This is a genomic window from Nocardia sp. NPDC060255 (assembly GCF_042727395.1).
Classification (GTDB): Bacteria; Actinomycetota; Actinomycetes; order Mycobacteriales; family Mycobacteriaceae; genus Nocardia.
This window is the reverse complement of sequence record NZ_JBHXAU010000006.1, coordinates 221514-243970: the sequence shown is the minus strand read 5'-3', so window position 1 is coordinate 243970 and position 22457 is coordinate 221514. Positions and strand designations below refer to the sequence as shown.

The 22457-nt window shown below is 67.4% G+C and carries 26 protein-coding genes; 8 read left to right on the top strand and 18 right to left on the bottom strand.

From position 1 onward, the window contains the following. Positions 1-144: 144 nt before the first annotated feature. From ACFWF1_RS14865 to ACFWF1_RS14840, 6 genes are all read right to left on the bottom strand, one after another. Positions 145-1032, bottom strand: coding sequence for a sigma-70 family RNA polymerase sigma factor (locus tag ACFWF1_RS14865; RefSeq protein ID WP_379288035.1), 888 nt, complete (start codon positions 1030-1032; stop codon positions 145-147). Continuing rightward, on the bottom strand, positions 1025-1423 hold the full coding sequence (locus ACFWF1_RS14860; RefSeq protein ID WP_379288036.1) for a VOC family protein: 399 nt from the start codon (positions 1421-1423) through the stop codon (positions 1025-1027). Before ACFWF1_RS14860 ends, ACFWF1_RS14865 begins: the two co-directional genes overlap by 8 nt. A 157-nt stretch (positions 1424-1580) precedes the next feature. After that, positions 1581-3686, bottom strand: coding sequence for a class 1b ribonucleoside-diphosphate reductase subunit alpha (nrdE, locus tag ACFWF1_RS14855; protein ID WP_379288037.1), 2106 nt, complete (start codon positions 3684-3686; stop codon positions 1581-1583). A 38-nt stretch (positions 3687-3724) separates the two neighbouring features. Further along, positions 3725-4192: a class Ib ribonucleoside-diphosphate reductase assembly flavoprotein NrdI gene (nrdI, locus tag ACFWF1_RS14850; protein ID WP_379322183.1), complete on the bottom strand. Its 468-nt coding sequence runs from the start codon at positions 4190-4192 to the stop codon at positions 3725-3727. 34 nt (positions 4193-4226) lie between these two features. Continuing rightward, positions 4227-4460, bottom strand: a complete 234-nt coding sequence (locus ACFWF1_RS14845; protein WP_069163300.1) for a redoxin NrdH — start codon at positions 4458-4460, stop codon at positions 4227-4229. A gap of 392 nt (positions 4461-4852) precedes the next feature. After that, entirely contained in the window at positions 4853-5422 is a 570-nt protein-coding gene (locus ACFWF1_RS14840) for an NAD(P)H-dependent oxidoreductase (RefSeq protein ID WP_379288039.1), read from the bottom strand. A gap of 125 nt (positions 5423-5547) precedes the next feature. Between ACFWF1_RS14840 and ACFWF1_RS14835 the strand changes: the two genes are divergently transcribed. Continuing rightward, positions 5548-6171, top strand: a complete 624-nt coding sequence (locus ACFWF1_RS14835; RefSeq protein WP_379288211.1) for a TetR/AcrR family transcriptional regulator — start codon at positions 5548-5550, stop codon at positions 6169-6171. Positions 6172-6193: 22 nt separating this feature from the next. After that, positions 6194-7021, top strand: a complete 828-nt coding sequence (gene nadE, locus ACFWF1_RS14830; protein WP_379288041.1) for an ammonia-dependent NAD(+) synthetase — start codon at positions 6194-6196, stop codon at positions 7019-7021. Here the strand turns inward: nadE and ACFWF1_RS14825 are convergent. From ACFWF1_RS14825 to moaA, 7 genes are all read right to left on the bottom strand, one after another. Then, complete coding sequence (locus ACFWF1_RS14825; RefSeq protein WP_379288043.1) at positions 7018-8499, bottom strand: M28 family peptidase; 1482 nt, start codon at positions 8497-8499, stop codon at positions 7018-7020. The genes nadE and ACFWF1_RS14825 overlap by 4 nt on opposite strands. A 134-nt stretch (positions 8500-8633) precedes the next feature. Next, positions 8634-9257 (bottom strand): methyltransferase family protein, encoded by a 624-nt coding sequence (locus ACFWF1_RS14820; protein WP_379288045.1) that lies wholly within the window; start codon positions 9255-9257, stop codon positions 8634-8636. A gap of 143 nt (positions 9258-9400) precedes the next feature. Next, the gene (locus tag ACFWF1_RS14815; RefSeq protein WP_379288047.1) at positions 9401-10648 is read right to left on the bottom strand and encodes an RNA polymerase sigma factor; all 1248 of its coding nucleotides are present in this window, start codon (positions 10646-10648) and stop codon (positions 9401-9403) included. Positions 10649-10650: 2 nt separating this feature from the next. Next, entirely contained in the window at positions 10651-11358 is a 708-nt protein-coding gene (locus ACFWF1_RS14810; protein ID WP_379288048.1) for a YciI family protein, read from the bottom strand. 96 nt (positions 11359-11454) lie between these two features. Then, complete coding sequence (locus ACFWF1_RS14805; RefSeq protein ID WP_379288050.1) at positions 11455-11850, bottom strand: DUF1003 domain-containing protein; 396 nt, start codon at positions 11848-11850, stop codon at positions 11455-11457. Between the two features lie 106 nt (positions 11851-11956). Next, positions 11957-12199 carry a MoaD/ThiS family protein gene (locus ACFWF1_RS14800; protein WP_379288052.1) on the bottom strand — a complete coding sequence of 81 codons (243 nt, stop codon included), beginning with the start codon at positions 12197-12199 and terminating at the stop codon, positions 11957-11959. Next, positions 12192-13250, bottom strand: coding sequence for a GTP 3',8-cyclase MoaA (moaA, locus tag ACFWF1_RS14795; protein ID WP_379288054.1), 1059 nt, complete (start codon positions 13248-13250; stop codon positions 12192-12194). The genes ACFWF1_RS14800 and moaA overlap by 8 nt, the downstream gene beginning before the upstream one ends. A gap of 139 nt (positions 13251-13389) precedes the next feature. Between moaA and glp the strand changes: the two genes are divergently transcribed. The 4 genes from glp (at position 13390) to ACFWF1_RS14775 (ending at position 17226) form a co-directional block, all read left to right on the top strand. Continuing rightward, positions 13390-14637: a gephyrin-like molybdotransferase Glp gene (gene glp / locus ACFWF1_RS14790; protein WP_379288055.1), complete on the top strand. Its 1248-nt coding sequence runs from the start codon at positions 13390-13392 to the stop codon at positions 14635-14637. Between the two features lie 24 nt (positions 14638-14661). Continuing rightward, positions 14662-15708 carry a bifunctional molybdenum cofactor biosynthesis protein MoaC/MoaB gene (gene moaCB / locus ACFWF1_RS14785; RefSeq protein WP_379288056.1) on the top strand — a complete coding sequence of 349 codons (1047 nt, stop codon included), beginning with the start codon at positions 14662-14664 and terminating at the stop codon, positions 15706-15708. After that, positions 15695-16129: a molybdenum cofactor biosynthesis protein MoaE gene (locus ACFWF1_RS14780; protein ID WP_379288057.1), complete on the top strand. Its 435-nt coding sequence runs from the start codon at positions 15695-15697 to the stop codon at positions 16127-16129. Before moaCB ends, ACFWF1_RS14780 begins: the two co-directional genes overlap by 14 nt. Positions 16130-16218: 89 nt before the next feature. Next, positions 16219-17226 (top strand): AraC family transcriptional regulator ligand-binding domain-containing protein, encoded by a 1008-nt coding sequence (locus tag ACFWF1_RS14775; protein WP_379288059.1) that lies wholly within the window; start codon positions 16219-16221, stop codon positions 17224-17226. Between the two features lie 4 nt (positions 17227-17230). Here ACFWF1_RS14775 and ACFWF1_RS14770 read toward each other — a convergent pair whose 3' ends face one another. From ACFWF1_RS14770 to ACFWF1_RS14750, 5 genes are all read right to left on the bottom strand, one after another. Beyond that, entirely contained in the window at positions 17231-17422 is a 192-nt protein-coding gene (locus tag ACFWF1_RS14770) for a hypothetical protein (RefSeq protein WP_379288061.1), read from the bottom strand. A 212-nt stretch (positions 17423-17634) separates the two neighbouring features. Beyond that, positions 17635-18678, bottom strand: a complete 1044-nt coding sequence (locus ACFWF1_RS14765; RefSeq protein WP_379288063.1) for a CobW family GTP-binding protein — start codon at positions 18676-18678, stop codon at positions 17635-17637. Positions 18679-18753: 75 nt separating this feature from the next. Beyond that, positions 18754-20283: an N-acetylmuramoyl-L-alanine amidase gene (locus ACFWF1_RS14760; RefSeq protein ID WP_379288065.1), complete on the bottom strand. Its 1530-nt coding sequence runs from the start codon at positions 20281-20283 to the stop codon at positions 18754-18756. A 143-nt stretch (positions 20284-20426) separates the two neighbouring features. Continuing rightward, entirely contained in the window at positions 20427-21005 is a 579-nt protein-coding gene (locus ACFWF1_RS14755; RefSeq protein WP_379288066.1) for a sigma-70 family RNA polymerase sigma factor, read from the bottom strand. A 48-nt stretch (positions 21006-21053) separates the two neighbouring features. Next, entirely contained in the window at positions 21054-21197 is a 144-nt protein-coding gene (locus ACFWF1_RS14750; protein ID WP_379288067.1) for a hypothetical protein, read from the bottom strand. On the opposite strand from ACFWF1_RS14750, the gene ACFWF1_RS14745 reads away from it, so the two are divergent. Both ACFWF1_RS14745 and ACFWF1_RS14740 read left to right on the top strand, forming a co-directional pair. After that, complete coding sequence (locus tag ACFWF1_RS14745; RefSeq protein WP_379288068.1) at positions 21196-21567, top strand: hypothetical protein; 372 nt, start codon at positions 21196-21198, stop codon at positions 21565-21567. The genes ACFWF1_RS14750 and ACFWF1_RS14745 overlap by 2 nt on opposite strands. 27 nt (positions 21568-21594) lie before the next feature. Then, complete coding sequence (locus ACFWF1_RS14740; RefSeq protein WP_379288069.1) at positions 21595-22344, top strand: SDR family oxidoreductase; 750 nt, start codon at positions 21595-21597, stop codon at positions 22342-22344. Positions 22345-22457: the final 113 nt, after the last annotated feature.

Here is a 22457-nt window from a genome sequence, read left to right as displayed (position 1 = left end):
CGGCGGCGGTGGGCTCGGTGGCGGCGAATCCGGCTCGGACGCTGGTCATCTGACGCATCGCTCATGCATTCCCCCGAATACGGTTGCTCGCATAATATCCGAATCCGCTACTCGCCCAGCCATTTTCACTCAACTGCGGAAACCTCAGTGCACCGCGGACTCAGGCGGGTCCGGGAGGCGCAGTGTCGCGAGTTCGGCGGGGTCGGACACGATCGCGATGGCTTTGATGCGGTCGTCGATGACGGTGAACGAGATGACGGAGTACACGGAGCCGTCCTTACGCCAGGAGACGTAGCCGGGCAGGCCGTTGACGAGCACCGCCCGCTGTTGCGCGACCGCGCCGGCGACCAGCTGCGCGCCTGCCGCGACCTCGGTGGCGCCGAGAACGACCATCTCACCGCCCTGGGCGGCCACGGTCAGTCGCACATCCGGGTCGAGCACCCGCAGCAACGCCGCGAAATCGCCGCCGAACGCCGCGGCACGGAAGGCTTCGGCCACCGCTCGCTGCTCGCGTCCCGCGGCGGCCGGCGGCGCGGTCGACCGCACCTTCCGGCGGGCCCGGCTGGCGATCATCTTGGTGGCGTCGGCGGATTTGCCGAGGATCTGGCCGATCTCGTGGAACGGCACCGCGAACATATCGTGCAGCACGAAGGCCAGTCGCTCGCTCGGCCCCAGCGAGTCGAGGACGACGAGCAGCGCGAGGCCGACCGAGTCGGCGAGCGCCACGTGCTCCGCGGGCTCGGGACCATCGTCGGGCGTCACCACGAACTCCGGCACACTGTCGCCGTACGTCGCTTCGGGATGAGTGTGCCGCGACCGCAACACATCCAGGCTGATCCGGCCGACCACCGTGGTCAGCCAGCCTGCCAGGTTATCGATGGCCGCCGCGTCCTGACGCGCGAGCCGCAGCCACGCTTCCTGCACCACGTCCTCGGCGTCGGCGTGCGAGCCCAGCACGCGGTACGCGACCGCGCGCAGCCGATCGCGCTGGGCCTCGAACGCCGCGGCCACCAGGTCCGGGTGGTCAGCCATCGGCGCGGCTCTGTTGACGGAGCGCGATCCGGTTACCGTCCGGATCTACCGCGTCGATGCGAACCCCGAACGGATAATCCTCCGGCTCGGGCCGGGTAAACGTCACGCCTCGCTGCCGAAGCACCTCGAAATCGTTTCTCAGGTCATCGGATTCGAGAATTACCGGCCCGGGAATCTCCGCCGAGGCCGCCGCGGCCGGCTGCCCAGCGGACGGCGCATGCGACCACAGGATGAGCCCGACCGGACTGCCGGGAACGCCGACGGTGAGGAACCGTCCAGCGGGCCCCTGGGCGTCGATACGCTTCTCCATCCCGAGCGCCTCGGTGTAGAACGTCAGCGCCCCGTCTTGATCGGTCACGTAGATCGTCGTGTACATGATGTTCGTCAGCATTGTGTTCTCCACTCCCATTGTCACCCGGACGACCTCGGAAATTCCGATCGTCGTCTGTATGACGGATGCTGACGGGAGAAGGTAACAACGAATCAGCCGGAAACACGAAAACCTCAGTGCGGCTATGGCACTGAGGTTTTCGCGAGCTAGCTGATCCCTACAGCATGCAGGAGACGCAGCCCTCGACTTCGGTTCCCTCCAGGGCCATTTGGCGCAGGCGGATGTAGTAGAGGGTTTTGATGCCCTTGCGCCAGGCGTAGATCTGGGCGCGGTTGAGGTCGCGGGTGGAGGCGGTGTCCTTGAAGAACAGGGTCAGCGACAGGCCCTGGTCGACGTGCTGAGTGGCGGCCGCGTAGGTGTCGATGATCTTTTCGTAGCCGATTTCGTAGGCGTCGTCGTAGTACTCGAGGTTGTCGTTGTCGAGGTAGGGGGCCGGGTAGTAGACGCGGCCGATCTTGCCTTCCTTGCGGATCTCGATCTTCGACGCCACCGGGTGGATGGAGCTGGTGGAGTGGTTGATGTAGGAGATCGAACCGGTCGGCGGGACGGCCTGCAGGTTCTGGTTGTAGATGCCGTGCTCCATGACCGAGGCCTTGAGCTCGCGCCAGTCGTCCTGCGTCGGGATCCGCACCTCGGCGTCGGCGAAAAGCTGAGCGACCCGTTCGGTTTTCGGCTCCCACACCTGCTCGGTGTACTTGTCGAAGTACTCGCCGCTGGCGTACTTGGACTCGGGGAAGCCGCCGAAGTAGCTGCCGCGCTCCTTCGCGATCAGGTTCGACGCCCGAATCGCGTGGTAGACCACGGTGTAGAAGTAGATGTTGGTGAAGTCGATGCCCTCTTCGGACCCGTAGTGCACCCGCTCGCGGGCCAGGTATCCGTGCAGGTTCATCTGGCCGAGGCCGATCGCGTGCGACTCGTTGTTGCCCTGCTCGATCGACGGCACCGAGTAGATGTGCGTCTGATCGGACACCGCGGTGAGCGCCCGGATGGACGTCTCGATGGTCTGCGCGAAGTCGGGCGAGTCCATCGCCTTGGCGATGTTGAGCGACCCGAGGTTGCAGGAGATGTCCTTGCCGACCTTGGCGTAGGACAGGTCGTCGTTGAAGATCGACGGCGTCGAGACCTGCAGGATCTCCGAGCACAGGTTCGAGTGGGTGATCTTGCCCGCGATCGGGTTGGCCCGGTTCACCGTGTCCTCGAACATGATGTACGGGTAACCGGATTCGAACTGCAGCTCGGCGATGGTCTGGAAGAACTCGCGCGCCTTGATCTTCGACTTGCGGATCCGCTTGTCGTCGACCATCTCGTAGTACTTCTCGGTGACGTCGATGTCGGCGAACGGCTTGCCGTAGATGCGTTCCACGTCGTACGGCGAGAACAGGTACATGTCCTCGTTCTTCTTCGCCAGTTCGAAGGTGATGTCGGGGATCACCACGCCGAGCGAGAGGGTCTTGATGCGGATCTTCTCGTCCGCGTTCTCCCGCTTGGTGTCCAGGAACCGGTAGATGTCCGGGTGGTGCGCGTGCAGGTACACCGCGCCCGCGCCCTGACGCGCGCCGAGCTGGTTGGCGTAGGAGAACGAGTCCTCCAGCAGCTTCATGATCGGGATGACGCCCGAGCTCTGGTTCTCGATCTGCTTGATCGGCGCGCCGTGCTCGCGAATGTTGCTGAGCAGCAGCGCGACCCCGCCGCCGCGCTTGGACAGCTGCAGCGCGGAGTTGATGGAGCGCCCGATGGACTCCATGTTGTCCTCGATGCGCAGCAGGAAGCAGGACACCGGCTCGCCGCGCTGCTTCTTGCCCGAGTTGAGGAAGGTCGGGGTGGCCGGCTGGAAGCGGCCGTCGATGATCTCGTCGACCAGCTTGCCCGCGAGCACCTCGTCCCCGGCGGCGAGGGTGAGCGCGACCATGCAGACCCGGTCCTCGAACCGCTCCAGGTAGCGCTTGCCGTCGAAGGTCTTCAGCGTGTACGAGGTGTAGTACTTGAACGCGCCGAGGAAGGTGGGGAACCGGAACTTCTTGGCGTAGGCCTGCTGGAACAGCTGCTTGATGAACCCGCGGCTGTACTGCTCGAGTACCTCCGGCTCGTAGTACTTCTCGTCGACCAGGTAGTCCAGCTTCTCGTCCAGGTTGTGAAAGAAGACGGTGTTCTGGTTGACGTGCTGCAGGAAGTACTGGTGCGCCGCCTCGCGGTCCTTGTCGAACTGGATCTCGCCGTTCGGGCCGTACAGGTTCAGCATCGCGTTGAGGGCGTGGTAGTCCATGACCTCGCCGGCCTCCGCACCGCGGCCCGATGCCTGCTCTAAGCGAGCCGTTTTTCCGGCCGGTGCTGTCGTTGTTGTTGCCAAAACAATCCCAATCCCTCTCGGACGCGCTCGACGTCCTCAGCGGTTCCCATGAGTTCGAAGCGATACAGGTACGGCACCCCGCATTTACGCGAGATCACGTCTCCCGCATAGCAGTAGGTATCGCCGAAGTTCGTGTTTCCCGCCGCGACCACCCCGCGCAGCAGAGCGCGGTTGTGCGGATCGTTGAGGAACTTGGCGACTTGCCGCGGCACGAAATCCTTGTCGGATCTGTTCCCACCCAGGACGTGCCGACCGCCCCCGTAGGTGGGGACGATCAGCACGAAGGGTTCGTCGACGCGCAGCGAATCGGCGGTGTGCAGTGGAATGCGAGTTGCCGGGAGACCCAGCTTCTCGACGAAGCGGTGCGTGTTCTCCGAGGCGCTGGAGAAGTAGACGAGCGCGGCCTGATCGGACACGGTCACCCTCTCCTCTCGGAGGAACGGAAAGCGGAGGCGGTCAGGCCGCCACGGTGGCGAGCGACTTGATGCGATCGGGACGGAAGCCGGACCAGTGGTCCTCGCCGGCGACGACGACCGGAGCCTGCAGGTAGCCGAGGGCCATGACGTAGTCACGTGCCTCGTCGTTCTCGGAGATGTCGATCACCTCGTAGTCCACCCCGGCCTTGTCGAGGGCCTTGTAGGTGGCATTGCACTGGACGCAAGCGGGCTTGGTGTACACGGTGACGGTCATTGGTATCCCTCTTCTCCTTGTGCCTGATCCACAGCCTGATGATCCGTATGCAGTGCACGATCGGCCTTGCTGCGCAAACTCCTGGATCTGGCTGTAAATCCCCTGCTCAACCCCTTCGGGCTGGTGCTCGCAGAGCGGGGTGTCATGCCGTCTTCCAGTACCGAAGACACTACACCTAGTGGCCGACAGAATCATCCAACACGACATGTTGCGAGTCACATTGATGAAATTCGAAGGCAGTAAGTACCTGGACGCTCGATTCGCAACCCGACACGACCGTGGTGCAGATCACAATTTCGTACCGTAGCTGATTTCCAGCAAACCTTCCGGGCAGACAAAGAGGGCCACCTCCACCGCCTGGAGATGACCCTCGAGAAGACCGGACGCGAAGCTTACACGGCGGCGAATTCGCCCCGAGCGGCCTGGACCAGTTCGTGCACGGTGGCGGCCAGCTTGGTGAGCGCCTCGGCGTCCTCGCGCGGATGCGTCGCGCCGAACCGCTCGCCGATCGTGGCGAAGTGCAGGTGCGCGGATTCCACCACGCCGGCGCCCGCCACGCCGAGCGACTTGACCGTGTCGCCGTGCGCCCACTGCGCGGCGTTCGGGCTGATCGACGCGCTGACCACGGCGGTCGGCTTGCCCTTGATGGCACCGGCGCCGTACGGACGGGAGGCCCAGTCGATCGCGTTCTTCAACACGCCGGGCAGCGTGCCGTTGTATTCGGGGGTCACCACGAGCAGGCCGTCGGCGGCGGCGACCGCGTCGCGCAGCGCCTGCGCGGCGGCGGGTACCGCACCCTCGACATCGAGGTCTTCGTTGTAGAAGGGGATGTCGGCGAGGCCTTCATAGATGGTGATCTCGACGCCTGCGGGGGCCGTCTGTGCGGCGGTCTCGGCAAGCTGCCGGTTGATCGAGGCGGCGCGGAGGCTGCCGACGAGAGCGAGGATGCGGGTCTGGCCCATGACAACTCCTGGTGTACTGAGTAAGTGGTGTCCGAACTTTCATTGATGACTAACCGGACCGTGGTCCGATTACTTCCCGCGGAGAATGTGTGGCTGCTGTGAGCTACCCCACATCGGATCTCCCCATGCCCGCGGCACGTCCGCTGCTCGGGATCGGCGCGCCGCCACCCGGCGCGGCCGCACCGACCGAACGCGCCGACGCGGCACGCAACCGGCAGCTGCTGCTGGACGCCGCGCAGCAGCTGGTGCGCGAGCAGGGCGTCGACGGCCTCACCATGGACGCACTGGCCAAGCGCGCCGGGGTCGGCAAGGGCACCGTCTTCCGGCGGTTCGGCAGCCGGTCCGGGCTGCTGCTCGCGCTACTCGATCACTCCGAGCGCAAGGCGCAGGAGGCGTTCATGTTCGGGCCGCCGCCGCTGGGACCCGGCGCGGCGCCGGCGGAGCGGCTCGTCGCGTTCGGGCGCGCGCGGCTGCTCGATATCGATGTGGAGGGCGAGCTGTATCGCGCCGCGGAGGTCGGCGAGGCGCGCGATCGATACTCGGGTGCGCCCTACCTCTTACTCAAGGCGCACGTATCGATGCTGCTGCGCCAGGCCGGGGTGCCCGGCGAGATCCCGTTGGTCGCCGACAGCCTGCTCGCCGCGCTCAGCGCCGCGCTGATCATGCATCAGATGCGCGCGCAGGGATACACCCGCGATCAGATCGGTGACAACTGGGAAGCCTTGGTTCGCCGCGTTGTTTCGCGGTGAACAGTCAGTAAAGTGGGCTGCCATGCGGAACCTGCGCGAACAGATCATCACGGAATTGGGCGTCCAGCCGACCATCGAACCGAAGACCGAGGTGCGGCGGCGGGTCGATTTCCTCAAGGATTATCTGAAGGCCACTCCCGCAAAGGGTTTCGTGCTCGGCATCAGCGGCGGACAGGACAGCGCGCTGGCCGGGCGGCTCTGCCAGTTGGCCGCGGAGGAGCTCCGGGCCGACGGTGCGGACGTGACCTTCCTCGCGGTGCGGCTTCCGTATGGCGTGCAAGCCGACGAGGTCGACGCGCGCACCGCGCTGCGGTTCATCCAGCCGGACAAGTCGGTGTCGGTGAATGTCCGCCCGAGCGCCAACGCGACCGCGGGCGAGGTGGCGTCCGCGCTGAAGATCGATAAGCTCCGGGATTTCGTGCGCGGCAATATCAAGGCGCGCGAGCGGATGGTGATCCAGTACGCGCTGGCCGGTCAGGAGAACATGCTCGTGGTCGGCACCGACCACGCGGCGGAGGCGGTCACCGGCTTCTTCACCAAGTACGGCGACGGCGGCGTCGACCTGACCCCGCTGACCGGGCTCAGCAAGCATCAGGGCGCGGCGCTGCTGCAGGAGTTGGGCGCGCCGGCCAGCATCTGGTCGAAGGTCCCCACGGCCGACCTGGAGGACGATCGGCCGTCGCTGCCCGACGAGGAAGCGCTCGGCCTGACCTACCGCGAAATCGACGACTACCTCGAGGGCAAGGACGTCACCCCCGAGGTCGCCGAGCGAATCGAGTCGATCTACCTGAACACCAGGCACAAGCGCGCGGTTCCGGTCACTCCGCTCGACACCTGGTGGCGCGACTAGCTGGTCGCGGTGCCGGGCGGGTCGGCGCTGGCGGCGTAGTTCTGCATCGCGTCGGCGATCGCGCCGGTGTTGTCGGTCAGCGCCTTGTCGCTGATGTTGGTGGTCGTGTCGCAGGACCGGTGGTAGCAGGAGTCGTAGGCGCGGCCCACCTGGCCGCCGAACATCCGCTGTTCCTGCTGAGTCTTGATGCCCTCGGCACCGGTGAACAAGCCGCCGACCGCGATGCCCGCACGCATGAACGCGCCGTAGTCCGAGCGGCCGTCGAGCGCAGCACCGTTGTGCCGCAGGCCCTTCGAATCGAAGTAGCGGGCGAAGTTCTGCTCGATCCGGTCAGAACCGGCCGGGCCCTGGCTGCCGTTGTAGATCTTGTAGGCGTAGTTCGGCGAGCCGATCATGTCGAAGTTGAGATAGAGCTCGAGCTTGGCGCGGTTGGCTGCGGACAGGTTCGCCACGTAGTACTTGGAGCCGACCAGGCCGAGTTCCTCGGCGCCCCACCAGGCGAACCTGACCTTGTTCTTCGGTGTGGTCGTGGCCATTTGGAGGGCGACCTCGAGCAGACCCGCGCTGCCGGAACCGTTGTCGTTGATGCCCGCGCCGGCGCGCACGGAGTCGAGGTGTGCCCCGGCCATGACGACCTTGTCCGGGTTGCCCTGCGGGGACTCCGCCAGGATGTTGTGCGTGGTGGCGGGGAGCGCCTCGGTGTCGGTCTTGAGCCGGACCACCGTGTTCGCCTTGGCCAGGTCCTTGCCGACGGCGAAGCTGGTGGCGACCACCGGCACGGTGATGCCGGTCTCGTCGAGCGGCTCGGCGAAGGTGTCGGTGCGGCCGGGCTGGCCCTCGTTGCAGATGATGACGCCGGAAGCCCCGGCGGCCTGGGCGTTCCGGGCTTTATCGGCGGACGTGCAGGTGCCGCGCTGCAGCAGCGCGATATTGCCGCGAGTGAAGTTGGCGAAGTCCGCGGTATCGCAGCCGGAGGTCGAGGCGTTGGCCGTCGAACCAGGCGACAAGGCGAGATCGACGCCTTGGACGGTCGCCTTCGTTTCGCCCGAGCCCGAATAGGTGAGGGTGGCGAAGTCACCGAGCTGGTTGCGGTCCGGTGCGGTCGGCTTGTACGCGATGCGGGCGGACGAGACCTGCTCCAGCACGGGCGTGGTCCGCTCCCGGAAGGACTGGAAGGTGAACGGCTGCAACGTCACCTGGTAACCCGCGCGGCGGAGTTCGCCGGCCACGTAGTCGCGGGAGGCGTCGTAGCCCGCGGTGCCCGCGGCCCGGGTGCGGCCGTTGGCGTTGGCGATCGACTGGAACTTCTCCAGGTGTTGCTTGACGGCGGGCGCCTTGATCGAGTCGGCCAGTCGCCCGGGCGGCGGACCGGGGTCGGCGTACGCCGACCCCGCGATGGCGAGGGATAGCGCTACTGGCAGCGCGGCGGCGGTGGCGAAGACGCGACCGGCGGTGGCACTGCGGAAGATTCGGGGCATAGTCAGCTCCTCCAAAGGGACGGATGAATCCCGATGGATCGGAGGTTAAGCCGGGGTGTCAGCCTGATGAAACCCCAGTTGTAGTGGGGAAATGGGTTGGGCCGGTGGGCAATCCGCCCGCACACGCGCCGATCTCACCCCGCGTGCGGCGCGCGCGATCGCCTGCCGACGGCCGGGACGAAGCGCCCGACCTCGGCGGTATAGGCGTGGTAGCGATCGCCGTGCACGTCACGCAGATATGGCTCCTCGACCACGCGCACCTGTAGCTCGAGCACGGCGACGAGTAGCAGAAAGCCCACTACCGCAACAGGATTGGGTGCCATGAGGGTTACGCCCGCGGCGAAGGTGAACATGCCGGTGTAGATCGGGTTGCGCACCATGCCGAACACGCCGGACCGCACCAGGGTCGTGCGTTCGGTGGCGTCGACGCCGATCCGCCAGGATTCACCCATCGCGTGCTGCGCGTAAAGGGTGCCCGCGACACCGGCGAGCGCGACGGCGAGACCGATCCACTGCACAATTGGCTTGTCCAACAAGTGAATTGGTGCGAATACGTCGGCCAGTTGAAGTATCGGGGCGGCGAAACTCAGGATGAGCACGACGACCAGTCCCACTCCGGCAAGCCATTCCAGCGAACCGGGGCGACCGGCGATGCCGTGAAACCCAGTCGATCCGGTGCGGTGCCACTGCCACCAGCTGCGCCAGCCGAACGCTGCTACAGCGAATACCAGATACAACACCAGCGCGGCTGCCACCATGGCACTCCCCTTCCTTGCCTTGCGGTCACCATATATGCAGTACTACGCATGTGTCTACAGCTTCGGAAGACTCTGCCGCTCAGCAGTTCCCACCGCGACCTCCCACACAGCGCCATGCCGCCTGGCACACACCACCTACCTCGTCAAAGGGCGTGGCGGCACGCCGCTGACTCCACTTCGGCGAGACGCCGGGACAGGAAGCGGTGTACCTGTTCGTTCGGTGTGCGTTCCAGTGCGGTGCGGTAGTTCGTCGCAGATTCCGTGTAGCGCCCCGCGCGGCGGAGCAGGTCGGCCCGGGTGGCGGGGACGAGGTGCGAGGCGGCCAGCCGTGGATGGTCGGCTACCTCGTCGAGGGCGGCGAGGCCGGCGTCGAAGCCGCGCAGGAAGCCGACGGCGATCGCGCGGTTCACCGTAACCATGGGCGAGTCGGAGTACTCGAATAGCTCGTCATAGGCGGAAACTATTGCCGCCCAGTCTGTTTGCTCCCAGGTGGCGGCGATGGCGTGGGCACCGGCGATACGGGCCTGGGCGAGGTAGGGACCGACACCATCCGCGGCGGCGGAGATCAGACAGCGCAGCCCGGCTTCGATCTGCGGGCGGTTCCACGCGGTGCGATCCTGGTCCTCGATCGGCACCAATTCCCCTTCCGCACTGCGACGTTGGGCGCGCCTGCTGTCGTTGAGCAGCATCAGCGCGAGCAACGCCCGCGCCTCCGAATCGTCCGGCAGCAGACCGCACAGCAACTTGCCGAGCCGAATTGCCTCGTCGCACAGCTCATCCCGGACCACGGTCGGGCCCGAGGTGGCGAAGTAGCCTTCGGTGAAGACCAGATAGACGCACGCCAGCACCGCGGGCATACGCTCCGGCAACAGCGGCGCGGGCGGCACCCGCAGCGGAATCCCCGCCTGCCGGATCTTCGCTTTCGCTCGAGTAAGTCGTTGCGCCACTGTATGTTCCGGCTGCAGGAAGGCCCTGGCGATCTCCGCGGTTCGCAACCCGCACACCAGCCGCAGCGTCAGCGCCACCTGAGACTCCGGCGACAGTGCCGGATGGCAGCAGGTGAAGATCATGCGTAGCTGGTCGTCCGATACCGCCGACATGTCGGCCTCCTCGCTCGGCGCGGTCAGCAGGAAGGCGTCCTGCTCCTTGCCATTTCGGGCCGACTCGCGCCGCAGCCGGTCCACTGCGCGATTGCGAGCCGCGGTGGTGATCCAGGCCCCCGGATTAGCAGGCACACCACGGTCCGGCCAGCTGCGCAACGCGTCGGTGAACGCCTCCTGCACCGCGTCTTCGGCCAGCCCGATGTCGCCGACCAGCCGGGCGACGGTGGCCAGGGCCCGGCCGAATTCGGCGCGGTAGATACCGTCGATCGAGACCGCCGGGCCCGCCATCGTCAGAAACCGACGTCGACGATGCGGCGAACCTCCGAGCGCCCCTGCGGACCCCGGGGGATCAGGGCCGCGATGTCCGCCGCTGCCGCCGGACCGGCCGCGGTGAAGACGTACAAACCATCGACCACCTCCGCGCCCTCGGTGAACGGCCCGTCGGTGAGCAGCAATTTCTCGTCGCGCACCCGAACGGTGGTCGCCGTCGCCGGTGGCTGCAGCGCCCCGCCGCCCCGGATCGCGTCGCCGACCTTTTCGGCGAACTGCCCGTGTCGCACGATCATCGCGTCCCACTCCGGCGAGCCCGGCGCGATCACGTCCGCCTGCGGCTCCCACAGCAGCGCGACCCACCAGTCGGCCGACGGTGTGTCGTGCGGCGCCCACATCACCATCGGACGCACCTCGACCGCACCGCGCGCGGCCGCCGGGATCTGCCGGGCGAGCTGGATGGCCTCGTCCAGGTCCTTCGCGTCGAACACGTAGAACCCGGTGACCACCTCGGCCTGCTCGGTGAACGGCCCGTCGGTGATCAGCGTCCGGTCGCCGCGGTGCCGGACGTTGACCGCGGTGGCCGACGGGAACAACGCCGCACCGCCCGCGATCGCCGCGCCCGCCGCCTCCTGGAAGGCCGCGTACTTCGCCACCCCCGCGGCGAACTCCGGACTCCCCGGCTGAGCGCCCTGCCCATCTCCCACAATCGTCGCCAAGTAGTGCATGGTCGCCAACCTTCCTCGAATGGAAGAGTCCGTCACCCTTCCCTACCCAGACGACGAACGACAGACAGCCATATACACACGGCCGCGAAACTATTTCTACTCCGGTTTCGCGTGATCCCGACGCAGAAGTTCGGTGGTCATCGCATGAATCGCCCTGGTCAGCTCGGTATTGGTCTTGAGCTCGAGCTCCTGCTCGGTGAAGTCGTGGTCGGCCTTGATCTGCTGGAACTGGGCCTGGCGGTTCTGACCGATCATCACGAACGTGGACAGGAAGATCGCCTCGAGCGAGACCACCAGGGTCAGGGTCGGCCATGGGCTCGTCTCGAACCACACCATCCACAGGGCGAACAGCACGGCGTGGATGTAGACGAACTGCATGGACCCGGCGAACTTGGTGATGGCGTCGGCGACCCGGAGCTGCAGGCTGGACGCCCGGATCTCCTGCTGTCGCAGAATGGCGGGATGGCGTAGGAACTGCGGCGGCTGTGACATGTCCGGTCGGCCTCCTCGAGCGGCGAAAGGCGTTGGCGCGCCGATGCTAACCCGCTCGTGCCGACCGAGCAGGTAACCGCGAACCGCAACGCGCCCGAGGGCGGGTTCAGCCGCCCGCGAACGGCGGCAGCACGTCCACCCGCGGCGTCAACGCGGTGTGCGGGTCGCGGGTGAGTTCGTCGCCGACGAGGTAGGCGCACACCGACAGCATCTTGTCGAGGTTCGGCCCGTACGAGGCGGACAGCGTCGAGCGCAGGTCGGCGACGGTGGCGCCGATCGGCAGGTCCAGGGTCTCGCGGTCCTTGCCGACGGCGTCGGCGATGGCGGCGAAGTAGCGGATCTCAACCACCGATGGCTCCCATCGTGCGTTCCGGCGGCACGAAGCCCTCGATGTCGATGCCGTGGCCCGCCCACTTGTTCCACATCGCGCCGCGCCACAGCGTGGCCAGTTCGGCGTCGCCGGCGCCGGAGCGCAGCACCTGCCGCAGGTCGTACTCCTGGTCGCTGAACAGGCAGGAGCGCAGCATGCCGTCGGCGGTGAGCCGGGTGCGATCGCAGGTGTCGCAGAACTTGCGGGTGACCGAGGCGATGATGCCGACGGTGGCGGGACCGCCGTCGACCAGCCATTTCTCGGCGGGAGCCGAGGGATCGTCGCGGCCCGCCGGGATGAGGTCGAAGCGGGCGCCCAGCACGCCGAGCAGTTCGGCGGCGGTGACCATGTTGGCGCGGGCCCATTCGTGGTCGGCGTCGAGCGGCATCTCCTCGATGAACCGCAGCGAGCACGATTCGTCCAGGCACCATTGGAGCAGATCCGCTGCGCCGGAGAGGGTTTCGCGCATCAGGACGGCGTTCACCTTGACCGGGGCGAGCCCGGCGGCGCGGGCGGCGCGAATGCCCGCCAGTGCCGAGTCGAGCCGGTCGCGCCGGGTCAGCGTGGCATATCCGGCGCGGTCTACCGTGTCCAGCGAGACGTTCACCCGGCTCAGTCCGGCCGCGGCGAGCGCGTGCGCGCGGTGCTCGAGTCCGACGCCGTTGGTCGTCATGGCCAGGGGTGTGTCCGGCACCTGTTCGTGGCAGCCCGCGATGATCTTTTCGAGGTCGCGGCGCATCAACGGCTCGCCGCCGGTGAACCGGACCTCTTGCACGCCGAGTTCGCGCACCGCCAGCGTCACCAGGCGCACGATCTCCTCGACGGTGAGCAGTTCGTGCTGCGGTATCGCGGGCAGCCCCTCCTCGGGCATGCAATACGTGCAGCGCAACGAACACTTCTCGGTGATGGAGACGCGCAGATCGCGAGCCACGCGCCCGAATCGGTCCAGCAGGAACGGCGTATCGGGCCGCCCGTCGAGCGAGGGACGCCCGGAACGCACGGCAGGAATCCCCATCTCGACCAGAGTCACCTGTCCATTATGACCTCTGCCCGCCATTGGTCAGTCGCAGAAGGTACGGAATCGCGCACCGCGCGCCCCACGAGATTGTGAGGTTCACACAAGCCAGACGGCCGATTGACCTCGATCGGCGGACGTTAGGCTGGCTCACATGAACCCTCGGCCCGCCAGCGTCTCGGCCCGGCCCGTCGACGACTACCGAGACAGCATCGAACAGCTGTTGCGGCCATTGGCCGCGCGCTCGATCGAGGACGTCGCGGTGCCTGCGGCGCTCGGCAGGCAACTGGCCGACGACCTCCGTTCCCCGGTGGATCTGCCGGTGTTCCGCAACTCGGCGATGGACGGCTACGCGGTGCGCGCCGCGTCCGTGGTGGTCGCGCCGGTCACACTGCGGGTGGCCGGTGTGGTCGCGGCGGGCAATGCCGGGCAGACGCCGCTGCCACCCGGCGCCGCGATCAAGGTGATGACCGGCGCGCCGATCCCGCCCGGCGCGGACTGCGTGGTTCCGGTGGAGGACGTGCGCGCCGACAACGGCACCATCACCATCGAACGCGGCCGCAGCGCAGGCGAATTCGTGCGCGAGGCGGGCACCGACGTGCGGGCCGGTGACCTGCTCGTGCCCGCGGGCAGCACGCTCGATCCACGGCATATCGCGGCGCTCGCGGCGGTCGGTTTGCCGACCGTGCCGGTGTTCCGCACGGTCCGGGCGGCGGTCATCACGACCGGCGACGAGCTCATGCCCGCGGGCAGCACGCTGGCGCCGGGGCAGATCTACAACTCCAACGGCATCGCGCTGGCCGCCGCGCTCACCGCGAACGGGGTCACTGTCGTCTCGGTCGCGCACAGCACCGACGATCCCGGCCAGTTCCGGGCGCTGCTGGCGGACGCGACCGGATCCGCCGACGTCGTTTTCACCTCCGGCGGGGTGTCCAAGGGCGACTTCGAGGTGGTCAAGGACGTACTCGAGCCGCTCGGCGGCACGTTCGGCTCGGTCGCCATGCAGCCCGGCGGGCCGCAGGGCCTGACCGTCGTCGACGGCGTGCCGGTGCTCAGCTTTCCCGGTAATCCGGTCAGCACCATGGTGTCGTTCGAGGTGTTCGCCCGGCCGATCCTGCGCGGTCTCGCCGGGCTGCCGCACGTCGACATCTACGAGCTGCCGCTGCGCAATGAAGTGGCCCGCTCGCCGCACGGCAAGCGGCAGTTCTTGCGCGGCAAGCTGATTCGCGCGAAGCACGGCGATCTGCCCGCGCTGCACCAGCATCCCGAGGCGGTGGAGGTGGTCTCCGGTCCCGGGTCCCATCTCGTCGCGAGCATGGCGTGGGCGGACGTGCTGATCGATATTCCGGCCGAGGTCACCTCGCTGCCCGCGGGTGCCGTCGTACGCGTGTGGTCGCTGTGATCCGCCCTGTCCCAGGAGTTTTCGATGAGTGAGTTGTCCCATGTGGACGGCGAGGGCCGCGCCCGCATGGTCGATGTCAGCGCCAAGTCCGACACCACCCGGATCGCGGTGGCCGGTGGCGAGCTGCTGACCACCGCCGAGGTGATCGCGCTGGTGCGCGCCGACGACCTGCCCAAGGCCGACGTGCTGTCCACCGCGCGGATCGCGGGCATCGCCGGGGCGAAGAAGACCTCGGAGCTGATCCCGCTGTGCCATCAGCTCGCCCTGTCCTCGGTAAAGGTCGAATTCGGCTTCACCGAGTCCACCATCACCATCGAGGCCACGGCAAAGACCAAGGGGCCCACCGGCGTCGAGATGGAAGCGCTGACCGCGGTCGCGGTCGCCGGGCTGACTTTGCACGACATGGTGAAGGCGGTCGATCCGGCGGCGACGCTCAACGGAGTGCGGCTGCTCACCAAAGAGGGTGGCAAGCATGGACATTGGGTGCGTCCCGAGTCCGCTGACCATCATCAGGCAAGCGCCGCAACGGAATCCGTCCCGAATGCCAGTGAATCCGCGACGAGTGGCGCTTCGCCGGAACCCATTTCGGATGTTCGTTCCGCGGTTGTCCTCGTCGCCTCGACCGGAGTCGCGGCGGGCACCCGGGAAGACACCACCGGGCCCGTCCTCACGGAATGGCTTGCCGGTCTCGGCTTTTCGGTCCGCGGACCGCTCGTCTACGCCGACGCCGACATCGCCGTCGGACTGGCCGACGCGCTGCGCTTCGAACCGTCGCTGGTGATCAGCACCGGCGGCACCGGCGCCTCCCCCACCGACGCCACCCCGGAGGCCACCCTCGCCGTACTGACCCGCGAGCTCCCCGGCGTCGCCGAGGCGATCCGGCAGCGCGGCACCGCGAAGTTCCCCCTAGCAGCGCTGAGCCGCGGCGTGGCCGGGCTGGCCGGACGGTCGGTGATCGTGAACCTGCCGGGCTCCCCCGGCGGTGTCAAGGACGGCATCGCGGTGCTCGAACCACTGCTCGATCATCTGCTCGCGCAAGTAGCCGGAGGCGGAAGCCATGACAACAACTGAACCCACCGTCCGGCTGGCCCGGATCAGCGACCAGCCGCTCGACGCCGCCGCGGTCGAGGCCGCGGTGACCGGACCGCACTACGGCGCCGTCGTCGTGTTCACGGGCAAGGTCCGCGACCACGACGGCGGACAGGCCGTTTCCGCGTTGGAGTACTCGGCGCATCCCGAGGCCGAGCGCTTCCTGCACAAGGTCTGTGCCGAGCTGGCCGAGTCCGCAGGCCTGCCGGTCGCCGCCGTACACCGGATCGGCGCGTTGACCGTGGGTGACGACGCGATCGTCGTCGCGGTCGCCGCCGCGCACCGCGCCGAGGCCTTCACCACCTGCGCGGCCCTGGTGGATCGGATCAAGCACGAGGTGCCGATCTGGAAAAGACAGCTGTTCGCCGACGGATTATCCGAATGGGTCAACGCCTGCGGTTAACCGATCCGTGACAAGAACCCCATGACGAATCAACACGCCGAAGATAGCGTTTCCGCACACGCAGTTCGCCGGAGGCGCGGGAGGACGCGATGGGTACCGATCAGGTTTTGCTGCACCGGTTCGTCATCTCTCAACTCAGCGCGGCCGGTCTCGATCGCGATCGACTGATTCGCGAGACCGGGCTGCCCGAGTGGACGCTGGCCGATGACCAGGTGCACCTGCCGAGCCACACCTTCTCCCGGCTGTGGGAGATCGGTGAGCACGGGCTCGGCGATCCGGACGTCGCGCTGAACGTGGCCAGGCGCTACCAACTGCCCACCCTCGGTCTGTACGACTATCTGTTCTCCACCGCGCCCACCCTCGGCGCGGGCCTGGCGACCTGCGGGCCCTACGTCACCGCGGTCACCACCAACCACCGCTTCGACCTGGTCGCCGAGCAGGACGGCGAGGTGACGCTCTACCTCGACATGATCAAGGGCGAGGGCCGTGGCCGCGACCTCACCCAGCTGTGGGGCCTGGCCGCCGTGCTCAGCCGGGCCAGGCGGGTGGTCCGCGAGCCGGTGGTCCCGCTGCGGGTTTCGCTGCGCCAATCGGCACCGGTCAAGGTGGAAACGTTCGTCGAGGTGTTCGGCACCGCCGCCATCGAATTCGACGCGCCGTTCGACGCGATGGTCTTTCGTGCCAGCGATATGGAGCTGCCGCTGACCACCAGCGATCCGGTGCTCGCCGCGGTACTGCAGCCACTCGCCGAGGCCTTGCCGCCACCACCGCCGCTGGCCACCGCCTGGCCCGAGCGGGTCGCGGCCGCGCTGGCCGACGCGCTGGAAACCGGCGAGGTCTCGCTCGATCAGGTGGCACACCGGCTGGCCACCAGTCCACGCACGCTGCAGCGCCGTTTGATGGAGGCGGGCACCACCTGGCGGCACGAACTGGATCGGGCGCGCACGGCGCGGCTCAACGAGGCGACATCGGCCGGTCCGCTCACCAGATCACGGCAGGCCGAACTGCTCGGCTACTCCGACGCGGGCTCGATGCGCCGCGCGGCCCGGCGGTGGTCGGCGGCGCCCCGCGGGCAACAGGCCGCGCGCTTCGACTGAGATCTCACTGTTTGAGGAAACGCGCCACGGTTCCCCAGAACGTGGTGTCCTCGATCGCGCGGAAATCCCAGCCGTTGGCGATGGCATGCGATTCGGCAACAATGCCGGGAACGTCGAAGTCGTAGCGCGTGGCGGTCCCCTTGGCCTCCAGCGCTTCGATCACGTACGCGGTGGCGCTCTCCAGCGAATCTGACATGGAAAACTCCCATCGGTCGCAAAACGAATCTGCTCGAACATGAATCGGTGCGCCGACCCGACACCACGCGCGGCATGTCGCACCATTGCGCATGTGCCGACGCGGCGGGCACCAGGACAGTCTCATGTCCGCCCGACGCCGCCGCTAGCACCGAACGCGCCAGATTGGGGCCGAATGCGCCAAACTCGTCGTTTGGGAGACGGTGGGTGAACTCAGTGCGGCGTGTAGCGCCACACGCCGAGCAGGGATTGCGGGTCCAGCGGGGCGTCATCGAGGTGCACGGTGTCCTGCAATCGTTTCGTAGCCACCTCGGCGTCCATGCCTGCGCCGATCAGCACCAGCTGAGTGGTGCGGGATTCGCCGCGCGCCCAATTCGCCGGCTTGAATACGAGATGGCGGCCGACGAGGTGCAGCACGAACTTGCGGCGCTCGTCCGCGACGGCGAAGGCGGCGAAGCCCTTGGCGCGGAACAGGCCGGGCGGTGGGTCCTCGAGGAAACCGATCAAACCGCGTGGGTCCAGCGGCTGCTCGCTGGTGAAGGAGACGCTGAGGTAGTCGTCGTGCAGATGACGGTGCTCGGCGTGGTCGTGATCGTGGTTGTCGAGCAGTTCGTCGAAACTCAATTGCTCAGCAACCGTGGATGTTTCGCGCAACGGCTCGTCGAACAGCAGGCCCGGTTCGAGCCGGCCGTGCGTGGTCGCATACACCGGTACCTGGCCGATCAACTCCGCGATGTCCTGTCGCAATGCGCTCAGCTGCGTGGCGGGCACCCGGTCGGCCTTGTTGACCACCACCAGGTCCGCCAGCCGCAGATGCGTGGTCAGCTCGGGATGACGCGCGCTGCTCGCCGGGAACTGCTCGGCGTCGACCACCTCGACCAGACCGCCGTAGCGGATGCGCGGGTTGTCGCTGCCCACCACCATCCGGATGAGGTTGCGCGGTTCGGCGAGGCCGCTGGCCTCCACCACGATCACGTCGATCTTGGCGCGCGGCTGTGCGAGCCGGGTGAACAGCTCGTCCAATTCGCTGACGTCGACCGCGCAGCAGACGCAGCCGTTGCCGAGCGAGACCATGGCGTCGACCTGCCCGGCGACCAGCATCGAGTCGATATTGATCGCGCCGAAGTCGTTGACAACCACGCCGATTCGCGTGCCACGGCTGTTGCGCAACAGGTGGTTGAGCAGCGTTGTTTTCCCGGAACCGAGAAACCCCGCGACGATCACAACAGGAATCCGGTCAGCCACGCCGACCACCATACTTGGCGGCTCGATGACTCCGGAAAGGCCGAATGTCACCCTCGGCGCGGGTGACATTCGGCCGTGCCGCGGGTGCTATTTGGCGGGGGCGATGAACTTGGCCGCCAAGGCGTAGGCGAGGTTGATCAGCTCCGCTGTCACCAGGTTGTTGTCCACGCCGAGGGACTTGGCCAGCGGCATCAGCAAGGTCAGGACCATGTCCATGATCTCGCGGACGGACTGCATGTCGCTCGACTCGCCGGGCACGGTCGGCTGGGTGCCCGGCATGGTCGGGCTCTGCTGGGTGCCGGGGGTGGTCGGCGATTGCTGGGTGCCCGGCCACGGTGTGGTGCCCGGGCTGGTCTGCGCCGGTGGCGTGAAGGGCGACGCCTGACCCTGGGGTGCGGTCTGTCCCTGGGGTGCGGTCTGGAACTGCGGTGCGGTCTGGAACTGCGGTGCGGTTTGTCCCTGCGGTGCGACCTGGCCCTGCGGTGCGTTCAGCGCCTGCGGTGCCTGGGCACCTGCCGGAGGTTCAGTGGACGCCGGATTCGGCTGCAGTTGCGGCGGATTCGACTGCACCTGCGGTGCGTCCAGTGCCTGCGGTGCCGCCGCTCCCGCCGGGGGCTCGGTCGACGCGGGATTCGGCTGCAGTTGCAGCGGATTCGATTGCGGCTGCGGCCCGGCCAGCGCCTGCGGTGCGGACTGCGCGGGCGGTACGGACTGCGCGGGCGGTATCGCCGCCGGTGCGCCCGCCTGCGGTTCGGTCGACGCCGGATGCTGCTGCGGCAGCGGTGCGGCGGCGGGCCGCTCGCCCGTCACATTCGGCGTTACCGAGTGCGTTCCGAGCAGATAACCCACCAGCCCGGTGGTGATCGTGACGGCGTGCTTGAGCTGACCTTCCTTGCTCTCCAACTCCGCGGCATCCTCGGCATTGGCGCCATTGCCCATCTCGATGAAAACATCCGGCACGGCGGTCAGTGCGGGTCCGGCGATGTCCTTGCGCGGCATCAGGCCATCCGCGCTCGCGTACTGCGCCGGACGGAACCCGGCCCCGAGGTAGGCGTCGCGCATCGCGGTCGACGCGGCCAACCCGGCATTGGACTGGATGGCATTGATCGTCGGATCAGGAATCGGCAACTCGGGCACGATCAGGTGGAAGCCACGCTGGTCGGCGGGCGCACTGTCGGCGTGAATACTCACCGCGACGGCAGCACCGGACTCGTTGGCGGCCCTGGCGCGGTCGTCGATGCAACCGCCCCAGCCTTGATCATCCGGGCGACTCAACTTCACCTGCGCCCCGAACTGTTCCAGCGCGGTCTTCACGAACTGCGCGACGTTCCAGTTGATGGTGTGCTCGGGCACCCCGTGCACCGTGACCATGCCGGTGGTCTGGCAGTCCTTCGTGCCCCCGCGACCGTCACTGACCTGCTTGGCAACATTCTCGCCATGGCCAGGCCCCTGATGCCCCGGATCAAGGAACACGGTCTTGCCCGCGAGCTTGGTGGCCAGATCCGGCTGTCCCGGCTCGGCGGCGGCGATCACCGGAACCAACCCGGACAGCGTCACCGTGACCGCGGCCGTGACGGCAGAACAAATTCCGGCTCTGACGATGCTTGGTTGCTTCATGTTCGGTCGGTGCCCCGGGACAGGGCACCCCTCCCTTCCCATTAGTAACACCAAACCCAGTGGTTCACTCTCGCAACGCAAGCATCAGCATAGCAACCCCAGTTATCCAACCGTTACCGCTAGCGCGGCGTGTTCAGGAGCAATCAGGCGCCGCGGGGCAGGCTGCGTAGCGACCGCAGGGCGTAGTGCACGCGGGTCTTCACGGTGCCGACCGGGACGCCGATGTCGTCGGCTACTTCTTGATAGGCGCGGTCGCGCAGGATCACCTCGACTACGGCCTCGCGCTGTGGGTCGGGCAGGCTGGCCAGTAGTTCCGCGACCAGCAGGCCGTCGACCAGGCCATCCGAGAAATCGGGGTGGGCGTAGCGGATGTCGCTGAGTTCGCCGATCTCGTCCCAGCCGGTGTCGCCCGGCCGGGAGGCCCGCGCGCGGACGGTGTCGATGATGACGTTGCGCAGGATCGCCAGCAGCCAGGTCCGCACGCTGCCCTTGGTGCTGTCGAAGAACGCGCACGAACGCCACGCCCTGAGCAAGGACTCCTGCACCGCCTGCTCGGCCAGTCCGCTATCGCCCAGCGCACGCATTGCCCGCCAATGCAATAACGCGCGATCGGTCGCCAGCACAGCGGCTAGCCCGTCGTCGGTGCACAGTCCCGCGCACTGCGCGCCGCATGAGGTGGACTGCCGCACCGTCCGGACGGACTCGAGCCGAACACATGTCATACCTCGGATATCGCGGCCCGCCCGCCCGATGACAACATCGTGCGCGATTTAATAATGCATCCGCATAAGAAATTTGGAATGCGGCACATTCAGCCGGATGGTCTGGTAGACCTTGGCCCCGGAGATTCCGGGGATCTCCCAGGTCAGCCGCTGCGCGGCGGTTGCAGCACGATTCGAGGAGAACATCGCCATGCGCGCAAGCACACTCCTCATCGCCGGCGCCATGACGTCCGCGATGACCATGCTCGGGGCCGCGACGGCGGCCGCCGAACCCGCGAACACGATGCCCGCGGACGGCGTCTACCTGGTGGGCGTCGACATCTTCCCCGGCATCTGGGAGGCACCCGGCACCCCCGACCCGGCCTACGGCTGCGATTGGCGCAGGCTGTGGAAGGTGGAGGGCGACAACACCAAGATGGAAAACATCATCGGCAACAACTTCACCCGGCTCGGCCCGATCCGCGCGGAGATCAAGCCGACCGATGTCGCCTTCAAGACCACCAATTGCGGGCCGTGGCGGCTGCTGCCCCCGCCGCCGCGCACCGGATCGTTCGGCGGCTGAGGCCGGCGCCTCGCTAGGGTCAGGCCCATGACGAGGACCAAGATTCTGATCACCGGCGCCAGCGCGGGCCTCGGCGCCGCGATGGCCCGCGACTTCGCGAGCAAAGGCCGCGATCTCGCGCTGTGCGCCCGGCGGCTGAGCGCGCTCGAGGCGCTGCGCGACGAGCTCGTCGCGGCCCATCCCGGCATCACCGTTGCGGTCCGCGCGCTCGACGTCGACGAGCATGCGGCCGTACCCGGGGTCTTCGGCGAGCTGCGCGACGAGCTCGGCGGACTGGACCGGGTGATCGTCAATGCGGGCCTCGGCAAGGGCGCGGTAATCGGCACCGGCCGGGCCGCCGCCAATATCGCTACGGCGACAACGAATCTCGTCAGCGCCCTCGCGCAGGCCGAGGCGGCGCTGGAGATCTTCCGTGCGCAGAACTCCGGGCACCTGGTGCTGGTGTCCTCGATGAGCGCGGTGCGCGGACTGCCGGGCAAGAAGGCCGCGTACTCGGCGAGCAAGGCGGGCCTGGCCGCGCTCGGGCAGGCGCTGAGCACCGAATTGGCCAAGTCGCCGATCGCGGTCACCACACTGCTGCCCGGGTTCATCGCCACCGACATGGCGGCCAAGGCGGGCGACACCCGTTTGGTGGCGCCGCTGGACAAGGGTGTCGCCGCGATGGTCGGCGCGATCGAGAAGGAGCAGCGGCGGGCGTGCGTTCCGGCGTGGCCGTGGCGCGTGCTCGATCTGGTGCTGCCGGTACTGCCGGGCGCGGTGGTTTCCCGCATCAGCTGAATCCGCGTGTTCGGCACAAAGCCGAATAACGTGTCGCGCGCCACATTATCGAATGCTAAAAGTTAGCCAAATGTCCGAATTTATGTTTCTTTAACACATTCCGCATCTATTTG

Coding starts and splice junctions, on each gene's coding strand:
- ACFWF1_RS14775 (WP_379288059.1), top strand. CDS start 16,219: ATGGGTACCGATCAGGTTTTGCTGCACCGGTTCGTCATCTCTCAACTC.
- moaCB (WP_379288056.1), top strand. CDS start 14,662: ATGAGTGAGTTGTCCCATGTGGACGGCGAGGGCCGCGCCCGCATGGTC.
- ACFWF1_RS14825 (WP_379288043.1), bottom strand. CDS start 8,499: ATGCCCCGAATCTTCCGCAGTGCCACCGCCGGTCGCGTCTTCGCCACC.
- ACFWF1_RS14820 (WP_379288045.1), bottom strand. CDS start 9,257: ATGGTGGCAGCCGCGCTGGTGTTGTATCTGGTATTCGCTGTAGCAGCG.
- ACFWF1_RS14845 (WP_069163300.1), bottom strand. CDS start 4,460: ATGACCGTCACCGTGTACACCAAGCCCGCTTGCGTCCAGTGCAATGCC.
- ACFWF1_RS14750 (WP_379288067.1), bottom strand. CDS start 21,197: ATGGCGATGTTCTCCTCGAATCGTGCTGCAACCGCCGCGCAGCGGCTG.
- nadE (WP_379288041.1), top strand. CDS start 6,194: ATGCGGAACCTGCGCGAACAGATCATCACGGAATTGGGCGTCCAGCCG.
- ACFWF1_RS14810 (WP_379288048.1), bottom strand. CDS start 11,358: ATGCACTACTTGGCGACGATTGTGGGAGATGGGCAGGGCGCTCAGCCG.
- ACFWF1_RS14835 (WP_379288211.1), top strand. CDS start 5,548: ATGCCCGCGGCACGTCCGCTGCTCGGGATCGGCGCGCCGCCACCCGGC.
- ACFWF1_RS14770 (WP_379288061.1), bottom strand. CDS start 17,422: ATGTCAGATTCGCTGGAGAGCGCCACCGCGTACGTGATCGAAGCGCTG.
- ACFWF1_RS14755 (WP_379288066.1), bottom strand. CDS start 21,005: ATGACATGTGTTCGGCTCGAGTCCGTCCGGACGGTGCGGCAGTCCACC.
- ACFWF1_RS14815 (WP_379288047.1), bottom strand. CDS start 10,648: ATGGCGGGCCCGGCGGTCTCGATCGACGGTATCTACCGCGCCGAATTC.
- ACFWF1_RS14860 (WP_379288036.1), bottom strand. CDS start 1,423: ATGCTGACGAACATCATGTACACGACGATCTACGTGACCGATCAAGAC.
- ACFWF1_RS14865 (WP_379288035.1), bottom strand. CDS start 1,032: ATGGCTGACCACCCGGACCTGGTGGCCGCGGCGTTCGAGGCCCAGCGC.
- glp (WP_379288055.1), top strand. CDS start 13,390: ATGAACCCTCGGCCCGCCAGCGTCTCGGCCCGGCCCGTCGACGACTAC.
- ACFWF1_RS14805 (WP_379288050.1), bottom strand. CDS start 11,850: ATGTCACAGCCGCCGCAGTTCCTACGCCATCCCGCCATTCTGCGACAG.
- ACFWF1_RS14740 (WP_379288069.1), top strand. CDS start 21,595: ATGACGAGGACCAAGATTCTGATCACCGGCGCCAGCGCGGGCCTCGGC.
- ACFWF1_RS14780 (WP_379288057.1), top strand. CDS start 15,695: ATGACAACAACTGAACCCACCGTCCGGCTGGCCCGGATCAGCGACCAG.
- nrdE (WP_379288037.1), bottom strand. CDS start 3,686: ATGGACTACCACGCCCTCAACGCGATGCTGAACCTGTACGGCCCGAAC.
- ACFWF1_RS14745 (WP_379288068.1), top strand. CDS start 21,196: ATGCGCGCAAGCACACTCCTCATCGCCGGCGCCATGACGTCCGCGATG.
- ACFWF1_RS14765 (WP_379288063.1), bottom strand. CDS start 18,678: ATGGTGGTCGGCGTGGCTGACCGGATTCCTGTTGTGATCGTCGCGGGG.
- ACFWF1_RS14760 (WP_379288065.1), bottom strand. CDS start 20,283: ATGAAGCAACCAAGCATCGTCAGAGCCGGAATTTGTTCTGCCGTCACG.
- ACFWF1_RS14840 (WP_379288039.1), bottom strand. CDS start 5,422: ATGGGCCAGACCCGCATCCTCGCTCTCGTCGGCAGCCTCCGCGCCGCC.